Source organism: uncultured Bacteroides sp., assembly GCF_949298305.1.
Taxonomy (GTDB): domain Bacteria; phylum Bacteroidota; class Bacteroidia; order Bacteroidales; family Bacteroidaceae; genus Bacteroides.
Genome location: NZ_CASFWU010000091.1, coordinates 1 through 10,380, shown reverse-complemented (window position 1 = coordinate 10,380; position 10,380 = coordinate 1). Strand labels below are relative to the sequence as shown.

The window sequence follows — 10,380 nt, the reverse complement described above, 5'->3', positions numbered from 1 at the left end:
GGTTTTACCCAATCCCACTTCATCGGCCAAGATTGCTCCTTTAGATAAAGGTGATTTGAACGCAAACAGAGCCGCTTCTACCTGATGAGGGGTCAAATCCACTTGTGCATCTTGCAAGGAGGCCGTCAGCTTATCAATATCGTTTGCCGGCAACCTCCTCGTTAACAGATTTGCCAAATAAACAGCTTGATAACCTGTAATAAAAGTCACCTCATCCGATTGGTTCTCTTTCCCCACAATTCTATGTATGCGATTCCGCTCTTCCATCTAGCATGAAAAAATGTATGTACGCAAAATTATGAATTCTTTTTAAATCCGTTACAACAAACCTACATTAAATCGCATACGCCTTCAAAAGATGTTCTTTTCACCGTAGGATGACAGATGGCAATTTCAAATACTCAGTTTTCAGAAACCAACGACATACATCCCGAATGACGTTCCTCCCCGCAAGCAACAAAAAACTGCCTATGGGCAATCTGTTCATTACCTATAGGCAGTTTTAATCAACCTCTGAAAAGAGCCTTACCAAATGCCTTCTGTCGTCATCTGCACACGCTTCAGGGTACCGTCCTCGTTATAGTAAAGGCGGTCAATGCACACCGAACGGCGGAAACTGCCGCCCGAGGGATTGATGCCACCATTGTGGTAGATGAAGTACCACTGGCCGCCAAACTCGACGATGGCCTGGTGGTTGGTGTTGGAGTTGCCGGCCAGCTCGTTCAGGACGCCCTTGTACTGCCACGGGCCGGTGATGCTGCGGCTCATGGCATAACAGATTTTCTCGGGAAACTCGGAAGCATAGGACAGGTAGTACCAGTCGCCACGCTTGTGCAGCCAGGGGGCTTCGGTGAAACGGGGCAGGTCGACGGGTACGATAGGGCCGTCCAGTTCAATCATGTTCTTCTTCAGCTTGGCATAGTAGCACTGGGTGTTGCCCCAATACAGATAGGCTTGGCCGTCGTCGTCGATGAAGACGGTGGGGTCTATATCGTCCCAGTAGCTTTTGCTGCGCTCGGTGGTCATGTCGTTGGTTATCAAGGCTGAACCGCGGGCGTCGACGAAGGGCCCCGTGGGCGAGTCGGAAACGGCCACGCCGATGGACTTGCCGGGGATGGTGGCGTGCTCTACCGTCACATACCAGTAAAACTTGCCGTCGCGCTCGATGACCTGGCTGGCCCATGCCTCACCCTTTGCCCATGTAAAGTCCTTGGCGCGCAAGGGGACGGGATGTTCGGTCCACGTTTTCAGGTCGGACGAGGAAAAGACGCACCACTCGTTCAGCAGATAGTGCTCGGCCGGAGGCGGACATTCATCATGCCCGGCATAGATGTACATTCGTCCGTCGTGCACCATGGCACCGGGGTCGGCCGTATACTTGTACTTCACCAGCGGATTGCCACTGGCCACAAATGTGGTGTCAGTTTGAGCTGACAGCTCACAAGGAGCTGCCAGACAAGAAATTACCAAAAAAACAACAACCTTAAAAAAACTATTCATATTTATAGAAGTTAGAGGAGGAGTTAGAGAAGTGATGAAAGTTAGAGAGGTTAAAGCCGATAGTTATATAATGGGGTAATGGTCACTGAATAATAAGTTACGGAAATTCTTCATTTTATTCATTCTCCCATCTATCGGCTTTAATTTCCGCCCGCTTGGAACCGGACGATAAGTTCTCCTAACTTCTTTAACTTCTCAAACTTCTTACTGAAAAAAATTACAATTCAAAGATATAAACGGCAAATGTATTCGGTTCGATGTCGACAAGCGCGCTATGTCCTTCGACCTGCAAAACCGACTCTTGGGGCACGATTGCCGAAGGAGCATCAAGGCTGTTATCCTTATCCAGGTCAGCAGAAGCCAGCTTAATGCAGCGCCCGCCAGCCAGCGAGGCTTTCTTCTTCATGTCGTCGAAGGTCAGCTGAATGGCTTGCGCCTTGTCCGAAGTGTTAGCCACCTTGACGATGTACTGATTCTTGTCCTTGTCAATCACGGCACTGGCAAAGAGGCCGTTCTGCCCTTCGGCACCGGTCACAGGACGTTTGTCCATCGTCAGCGGCAACACGTTGGTACCCTTGTACTGTCCGTAGAGCTGTTGAACGTAGTAGCTGACCGAACGTACAGAGCGTAAGTTGTCAAACCAAATGAGGTCGGGACGCCATTGCCAGCCCTCAACATGGGCAAAAAGAGGCGCATAAGTAGCCATGTGGACGATGTCGGCATTGCGTTCAAGACCTGTCATGAAGGCAGCTTCGAGCAGCGAAGCATGAAAGTGGTTCCACTTCTTACCCTTACCATGGCAGGCATATTCGCCGGCAAACACTTTGGGCCCCTTGCGGTCGTAATTATCGTAGCGTGCGCCCTGGCTGAGGAACCACGATTCGGGGCGGTAGAAGTGTTCGTCCACCAGGTCTGCCTTCAGACGTTTCATCTCGGGCCACAGGTAGTCGAACTGTTTGCCTTCTGAATCAGGGCCTGAACTGCCCACTATCTTGATGTCGGGATAGGCCGCACGGATAGCCTTCACAAACGGCTCCAGATGTTCGGGGTATTCACTGCCCCATTGTTCGTTTCCGATTCCGATAAACTTCAGGTTGAACGGTGCGGGATGTCCCATGTCAGCACGCAACTTGCCCCAGGTGGTAGTGGTGTCGCCATTGGCAAACTCAATCAGGTCTATTGCATCCTGGATGTAGCAATCCAACTGGTCAACGGGCACATGGGCTTCGGCATTGGGATTTTGGAACTGACAGGCCAGACCACAGCTCAAGACGGGAAGCGGCTCGGCACCTATTTCTTCCGAAAGTTGGAAGAACTCATAGAAACCAAGTCCGTAGCTCTGGTAATAGTCGGGATAGAATCGGTGTGGGAAGGTGTACTGCCAACGGTTTTCGTTGAGCGGACGGTTTTCAACGGGACCAACCGAATTCTTCCAGTTGTAGCGCGAATTCAGGTCTGTTCCCTCGACAATACATCCGCCGGGGAATCGGAAGATACCCGGCTTCAGGTCGGCCAATGCCTGGGCCAAGTCCCTGCGAAGGCCGTTCTCGTGTCCCTTCCAGGTATCGACGGGAAAGAGCGAAATGTGCTCCAGGTCTACCGTCTGGGGCGATGCCAAGAAGATGCGCAGCACGGCCTTGGGGTTGGTGACAGTCGGCTTCAGCACCACCTGATACTTCTTCCATTCCTTGGAGTCGATGGCCAGCTCGGCTGTTGCAAAAGCCTGCTGCTCGCCCATGGACTTGGTGTCTACCAGCTCGACACGAATCTTACCGGCTTCCTTGCCGTCGGGGATGCGTGCCCACACCGAGAAGCGGTATTCGGCACCCTGCTTCACACCGATGCCAAAGAAGCCTTCGTTGTCCAGTCCCGTCTGCTTGTGCGGGTGGCCGGCGTAGGCCAGGCGGACGTAGTGCGGATTGCGTTCGAAGGGGCCATCGTCCAGCAAAGTCACCTGGCCGAAGGTCTTCCATCCCATAAAGGCCTGGGGGAACTCGAAAGAGCGGTTCTTCACCAGCTCGGCATACAGGCCGCCGTCGGCCGCATAGTTGATGTCCTCGAAGAAGAGGCCGTACATGGTGGGCTGAATCTCCGCACCCACTTTTTTTGTCTGAATAACAAATTCATTGGTCTGCGCCTGGAGCGTCATGCCCACAGCCAGCGCCATCGTTGTCAGTAGTCCTTTGGTTTTCATCATGGTCTTTTTGGGCTTCTTTATGGAAAATGAATCCCCCACAAGAAGCAATTATTACTCGTTATTTGTCAACTATTAATTGTTAATTATTATCTATTCATCATCTCACCCTCTTCCCCCACACCGAGCGTCCACGTGCGTCGAGGCCGGTGAAAAGTATCGTCTCCTGCTCCTTCTCCCAGTCGTGTCCGGCAAAAACAATCAGATTCTGTATCCTTTCGCCGTCCAACGTCAGAGAAAGCAGCTGCTTCTCCTCTGCAAACGTCCAGGTCCCCCCTTCGGCATCCAGCCTTCCGCCTTCGGTCAGGTGTAAAGGTGCCGATATATTCCATTCTTCGTCCTTCAGTTCGCCTTCGCCCCACAAGATTTGGCCGGCATTGAGGCGGCGCTCATACAAAGGCTCCTGTACCCGTATCACTTCCCACTCGCCTATCAGATCATCCGACGAAAAGGTACGCGGACGACTGCCTGCAAAACGTTCAGGTGAAACCACCGGCCATCCGTCTTCGGTAAAGAACATCTGACGCACATGAAGATCCATCAGCTGGTTTTGCGGAGAAAGACGTCCCTGATGAGCCATGAAATATTGTCCGTCGTCCGTAGTAAAAACACTGCAATGAGCCGTACCTGCCCAACCGCTATGACCGGTAAAGCGATAGGGGGCGGTAAGGATGGGGAAATTGTTGGTCGTGTCGGCCAACGCCACTCCAAAGAAATCGGTAAAGGGGCCTTCAGCCTTATCCGAACGGCCCACGCGCACATTGTAGGTCGTCATCAAAGGGTCGTAGGAGGAAAAGAGATAATAACGTTTCAAACCGGGATGATAAATGATTTCAGGTGCCTCCAGGTTATCCTTCCGATAGTTGGCCCGGCGTGCCACCAGATGGCCCTGGTCTCCTTCCACCATCGGCAGTCCTGTCTGCGGATTCAACTCCACACAGTAGAGGCCTCCGAAGAAAGAGCCATAGTGCATCCACCACTTCCCGTTGGAGGCATCCACTACTACGGTAGGGTCGATGGCATTCATCACCGAAGAATTGTCCGTCTTGACGACACATCCCCGTTGTGTCCACGGGCCTTCGGGAGAATTAGCTTCAGCCAACCCAATATAGGAAGTCTTACGACCAAAAGCCGACACGCAGAAATAAAGGCGGTATTTATCACCATAAGGAATAATGTAAGGCGCCCAAATATTGGTTGCCCCTTCTCCACCGGCATGAGAGCGCACCCACTCCACCGCTTCCTGTGGTATCTCAGGGAATGCCCATCCCAAGAACTCCCAATGCACCAAATCCTTTGACTTGCGTTGCTGAATGTATCCCAAAGGAACGCCCTTCTCCCGGGCTTCCTTGCGGTTCTCGCGAAAGATGGCATCGGTAGAATACATATAATAATAGTCGCCTATTTTGCGACAAGAAGGGTCGTGTACATTGTAAGTGCCCCACGAGCGGTAATGCTCCATGGAAGATACATCCAAATAATTATCTGCCCAAGGATTGGGGGAAGCAGTGGGAGCAAAAGGAGCAGTAGCGCATCCGCCCAGCAAAACGGCTACCAGCATGACAGCCTCCAAACGTAGTCTTTTCATAATATCAGCTATTAAGCCAGAGGAACGCATTTGCCCTCCGAATGAACAAAAATGAAACGTTGCTACAAAAATAAGCAAGAAATGGACACTGAAAGGTGGACAAACGGACTTTTATGGTGGACAAAAGACCATTTTGTCCCAAAACCACCCATAGCTGTTTCCTTCATTCCGATTAATCCATTAACTTTGCAATACTAATACAAGAAAAATATGAAAAACCGTTTGTTGTTATACACCTTTACATTATTATATAGCATCTTGATGGGATTCTCCCACGCAACCCTCCAGGCACAGGAGGCATTTGCAGACCGTTATAACATCAACTACATCACCATGAATGAAGGACTTCCCCACAACTTCATTGATGATATCTATAAGGACAGCCGAGGATTCCTTTGGATTTCCATGGCCGGGGGCGGCCTCTCGCGTTATGACGGATATGAATTCGTCAACTTCTCCACCAGTACACCACATTGCAAACTTAAAAGCAACTTTACCCGTAAGGTTGCGGAAGACAGATTCGGACGGCTATGGGGCGTATCGGAAGGAGGCATAGATATCATCAGCCTGTCCACCTTAAAAGCGGTACCTTTGCTTAAAACAGATAAGGTGGAAAAAGGACTGGAAAGGAAACCGTCCTCCTTCGTTACCTGTGATGCAAACGGCTGCATCTGGTTGCATTGCGACCACAGACTCCACCGCATTTTGTTTGATGAAGAGGGAAACATTCGGGAAGTCCGCTCGCTGGAGGCGCCAGGATTATGGAGAAACGAACTCGTCTTTAAAGACTTGGACAACGAAGGCAGCGTCTGGATTGGCCTGGAAGGAAGAATATACAAAGTGAGCGCCGCCTCACAAGGAGGACTCAAAGCCACCCCCGTGGCAGAATGCCTGCAGTTCAACCCAGAGACACTTTTCTCAGACTTTATTGCCAAAGAAAACGAAATCTGGATCAGCACAGACAAAGGTCTTTACCGCTATAACCGTAACGAAAATATCATCAAGCATTATGTACACCGGTACGATGACCTGCACTCACTATCTCAAAACTTCCTGACCTGCCTGGCTGTCACCGGAGACAAGCAACTGATTGTCAGCAGTCTGAAAGGACTCAATATCTACAACCCTATCAAAGACAACTTCGAGCGCATCGAAGACCGTTTCTCCAATACCGGCATCAATCTGCTTAACAGCAATTTTATCAACTGCATTACTGTGGACGGTTCACTCATCTGGATAGGCACCGAAACGGGCGGCCTCAACAAGCTCACCACCAAACGCCTATCCATACAGAACTATGTGAATGACAAGGAAAACGCCCACACACTGTCCCACAACCCCGTGAACGCCATTTATGAAGACCGGGAAGGCACATTGTGGGTGGGTACCGTAGAAGGAGGACTGAACCGCAAAGAAGCCCAGAGCGATAACTTCAGCCACTACACTCACGAAGACGGAACCTTGAGCCACAACTCTGTCAGCAGCATCACCACAGACTCTCAAGAGAGATTGTGGGTAGGGACGTGGGGAGGCGGCATCAACCTGCTTGACCGAAAGAATCCATCCCAAAGACTGGGAACCCTCAACAGTCAAAGCGAAGGCAACTACCCCATTGACTTCATTGGTGCACTGACGTATGACTCCATCAACAACGGAGTATGGATAGGAGCCAATCGTGGTATCTATTTCTATGACTTCAAACAGCAAAAAATCTGTTCTCCTCTAGCTGGTCATACCGCCGAAGACATCAACGGGTGCATAGGCTCCATCATTGACAAAGACGGACACTTGTGGATTGGATGTCTGGAGGGAGTCTATGACATCGACCTGCACTCGAGAAACGAGCATAATTTATTCGAATACAGAAACTTGAAATACCAGTTAAACGACCCTTCATCCGAACTGAGAGAAAAAATCACCTGCTTCTGCGAAAGCAAGGACGGCACTTTGTGGTTGGGAAGCAACGGAAACGGCTTCTACAAACGGACGGTAGAAGCAGACGGAAAAGAAACCTTCATAGCCTATACAACAGCCCAAGGTCTTTCAAACAATAGCATCCGAAGCATACTTGAAGATACGCAAGGCTATCTGTGGATAGCCACAAACAACGGACTCTCGCAATTCAACCCGTTAGAAAACCGATTCATCAACTACACCCAGCAGGACGGACTGAACAACACCCAGTTCTATTGGAATGCTTCCTGCCGGTCGGCACAAGATAAAATGTATTTTGGCAACGTTGCCGGCCTGGTAGCCATCGATTGCGAATTGCCGGCCACTCCCTCCACCTCCATCCCCTTACATTTTACCAAACTCATCATCAACAATGCAGAAATACTGCCCGGAAGCGAACAACTGCCTACTGACCTCTCCGTGACCAACGAAATAAGCATCCATGAGAGCAGCCAATCGTTCTCCGTAGAATTCGCCGCCCTCAACTACGAATCAGACCCGGCTGCAACCTACAGCTACCGTCTTGTCGGATTTGACAAAGAGTGGATTCGCGTGCCTAACAACCGGCGTTTTGCCAGCTATACCAACCTCTCTGCAGGAAAATATACATTACAGGTGAAGTACTCACCTACCAATCATAAAGAAAACGAACAAATAGCGGAACTGAAAATAACAATCCGTCCTTATTTCTACAAGACCATCTGGTTTACAGTGCTGATGATTATCCTTTCCTTACTGGGAATCAGGCAATTCTACCAATGGCGCATTCGCCACTACAAAAGACAAGAAGAGATGTTGCAACGCAAAGTGGAGCAACGTACCCACAAACTGAACGAACAAAAGTTGTTGCTGGAGAAACAGACAGAAGAACTCTCGAAACAGAACCTCATGCTGAAGCAACAGAACGAGAAAATCAGCCAACAAAAGTCACAACTGGCCAAAATGGCCCGAAAAGTACAGGAACTCACGTTGGACAAAATCGCCTTCTTTACGAACATCACCCACGAATTCCGCACGCCTATTACCCTGATTATAGGCCCTATTGAACGTGCTCTGAAACTGAGCTACAATCCGCAGGTCATTGAACAACTGCACTTCGTAGAGCGCAACTCCAAATACCTGCTTTCGCTCGTCAACCAACTGATGGACTTCCGCAAAGTGGAATCGGGTAAACTTGAAATAGTGAGATACAAAAACGACTTTCTCAAGTTTGTCAACGAACTGATTGCGCCCTTCGAGATTTTTGCGGCCGAACGGAACATACAAGTGGTCAAACACTATCACATGGAAACACCTGAAATATTCTACGATGAAGAAGCCATGCAGAAAGTGCTGACCAATCTGATGAGCAACGCCATCAAATTCACTCCCAACGGTGGAAAAGTTTACATCTTCATTGCCCAATTGCCGGCTACGGACAGCCGCCAGAGGCAACTCTATATCTGCGTAGCCGACACTGGCAGCGGCATTCCTGAAGAGGACATCAACAAAGTGTTCAACCGATTCTACCAGTCGAAAGGACAAACCAACTACCCCATGTACGGACAATCAAGCAGCGGCATCGGACTCTACTTGTGCAAACGCATCGTACAAATGCTCGGCGGCTCCATCGTAGCCCGCAATAATCCGAAAGCCGGCTGCTCGCTACGCATCCTGTTGCCGCTCTCCGAAGAGGAGACCAGCATACCGAACACACAGAGCAACAATGTAGAGCCAGCCGTCCCCAATATTCCAGAAACGACAGAGACCGAGAAGAAAGACCTGCGTATCCTCATTGTTGAAGACAATGCCGACATGAGGGGATACATCAAATCCATCTTGCGTGAAAAATACAGTACCGCAGAGGCCTCCAATGGCATGGAAGCACTGAACATTCTTGTATCTCAAAACATTGACTTCATTATCAGCGACCTGATGATGCCCGTCATGGACGGCATCGAACTTTCACGAAAAGTAAAGGAGAATATAGCCATTTCACACATTCCCTTCTTGATGCTGACGGCCAAGACCTCCAAAGAAACCCAAATTGAAAGCTATCGTATTGGCGTAGATGAGTATCTGATGAAACCCTTTGACGAAACACTGCTACTGGCCCGTATCGAAAACATACTGGAAAGCAAGAAACGCTATCAACGAAAATTCGCCACAAACATGGATGTAGAATCGCTGAATATCAAAGACGATTCGGCCGACAAAAAATTCATCGGCCGTGTTATGGAAGTGATGAAAGAAAACTATAAGAACTCTTATTTCGAAGTCAGCGACTTCTGCGAAGCAGTAGGCGTAAGCAAGACGCTGCTCAACCAGAAGCTGCAACACCTGGTAGGACAGTCGGCCGGACAATTCATCCGCAACTACCGCCTGAACCTGGCCCACGAACTGATTCTGAAAACGCATGGGAAAAAGGAAATGAACATCGCCGAAATAGCCTACGAAGTGGGATTCAACGACCCCAAATACTTCACCCGCTGCTTTACCAAGGAATTCAAAGTGAAACCCAGCGAACTGCTGAACAAGGGAGACAAGCAGGCATCCGAATAGCCCCGCAGCAAACGCCGCGCGAAGAAAAATGGAAAGCAACGCGACGCGGGGCAGGAAGCAATGCGAAACAAAGCGACCAGCTACGACGAACAAAGTGGATAGCTCTGCGGAAGATTGCCAAAGACAGAGGTAAAAGGCATTTTCCGTAGAGTTATATCTAATTCCATCGACGGACACAGCCTGTAACGCGCGCGTCCTCTCCCAAACGAACGAACTCGCAATCAAATGATTACCTATCACAAACAGGCTTCTTCCGACTTAAACGTACCTCTCACACTTATTGTCCGTTTGTCCACCACTAATGTCCGTTTGTCCACCCTCCTAATATACATATATTGTAAATTTGCAACACTTATTAGAGTAATAAACTATTTGTTTAACTAAAATTCTATATTATGAAGAAGACAAAAAAATGGCCGTCCTGTCTATTGGCGGCATTTACAGTTCTTTCGTTTGTAGGATGCGAAGATTGGGGTAAAGCAGACCCACCTGCCGCCAATCAAATCTATCCAAGACTCGAACAAGTCAGCAAAATTACTTTTGACGATGCATCGGCCGACGAACCCTTCGACCCCTCCATCCTGAATTATTTTGCGTACGAGGG

At 49.4% G+C, this 10,380-nt stretch carries 5 protein-coding genes and 1 pseudogene; 2 read left to right on the top strand and 4 right to left on the bottom strand.

Going from position 1 to position 10,380, the window contains the following annotated elements:
- From Q1Y74_RS11305 to Q1Y74_RS11290, 4 genes are all read right to left on the bottom strand, one after another.
- On the bottom strand, window positions 1-237 hold a 237-nt coding region (locus Q1Y74_RS11305; protein WP_300814433.1), incomplete at its 3' end, for a hypothetical protein.
- 288 nt (window positions 238-525) lie between these two features.
- Window positions 526-1,500, bottom strand: a complete 975-nt coding sequence (locus Q1Y74_RS11300) for a glycoside hydrolase family 43 protein (RefSeq protein WP_300814432.1) — start codon at window positions 1,498-1,500, stop codon at window positions 526-528.
- A 217-nt stretch (window positions 1,501-1,717) separates the two neighbouring features.
- Window positions 1,718-3,697, bottom strand: a complete 1,980-nt coding sequence (locus tag Q1Y74_RS11295) for an alpha-L-arabinofuranosidase C-terminal domain-containing protein (RefSeq protein WP_300814431.1) — start codon at window positions 3,695-3,697, stop codon at window positions 1,718-1,720.
- A gap of 97 nt (window positions 3,698-3,794) precedes the next feature.
- A complete protein-coding gene (locus Q1Y74_RS11290; RefSeq protein ID WP_300814430.1) occupies window positions 3,795-5,282 on the bottom strand; it encodes an arabinan endo-1,5-alpha-L-arabinosidase in 1,488 nt (495 codons plus the stop codon).
- A 210-nt stretch (window positions 5,283-5,492) separates the two neighbouring features.
- Between Q1Y74_RS11290 and Q1Y74_RS11285 the strand changes: the two genes are divergently transcribed.
- Both Q1Y74_RS11285 and Q1Y74_RS11280 read left to right on the top strand, forming a co-directional pair.
- Window positions 5,493-9,776 (top strand): two-component regulator propeller domain-containing protein, encoded by a 4,284-nt coding sequence (locus Q1Y74_RS11285; protein ID WP_300814429.1) that lies wholly within the window; start codon window positions 5,493-5,495, stop codon window positions 9,774-9,776.
- A gap of 395 nt (window positions 9,777-10,171) precedes the next feature.
- A pseudogene (locus tag Q1Y74_RS11280) lies at window positions 10,172-10,380 on the top strand (hypothetical protein); the annotation flags it as partial.

What these genes read in the sequence shown, in the direction of transcription:
- Q1Y74_RS11300 (WP_300814432.1), bottom strand. Translation starts at nt 1,500, where the DNA reads ATGAATAGTTTTTTTAAGGTTGTTGTTTTTTTGGTAATTTCTTGTCTG.
- Q1Y74_RS11295 (WP_300814431.1), bottom strand. Translation starts at nt 3,697, where the DNA reads ATGATGAAAACCAAAGGACTACTGACAACGATGGCGCTGGCTGTGGGC.
- Q1Y74_RS11290 (WP_300814430.1), bottom strand. Translation starts at nt 5,282, where the DNA reads ATGAAAAGACTACGTTTGGAGGCTGTCATGCTGGTAGCCGTTTTGCTG.
- Q1Y74_RS11285 (WP_300814429.1), top strand. Translation starts at nt 5,493, where the DNA reads ATGAAAAACCGTTTGTTGTTATACACCTTTACATTATTATATAGCATC.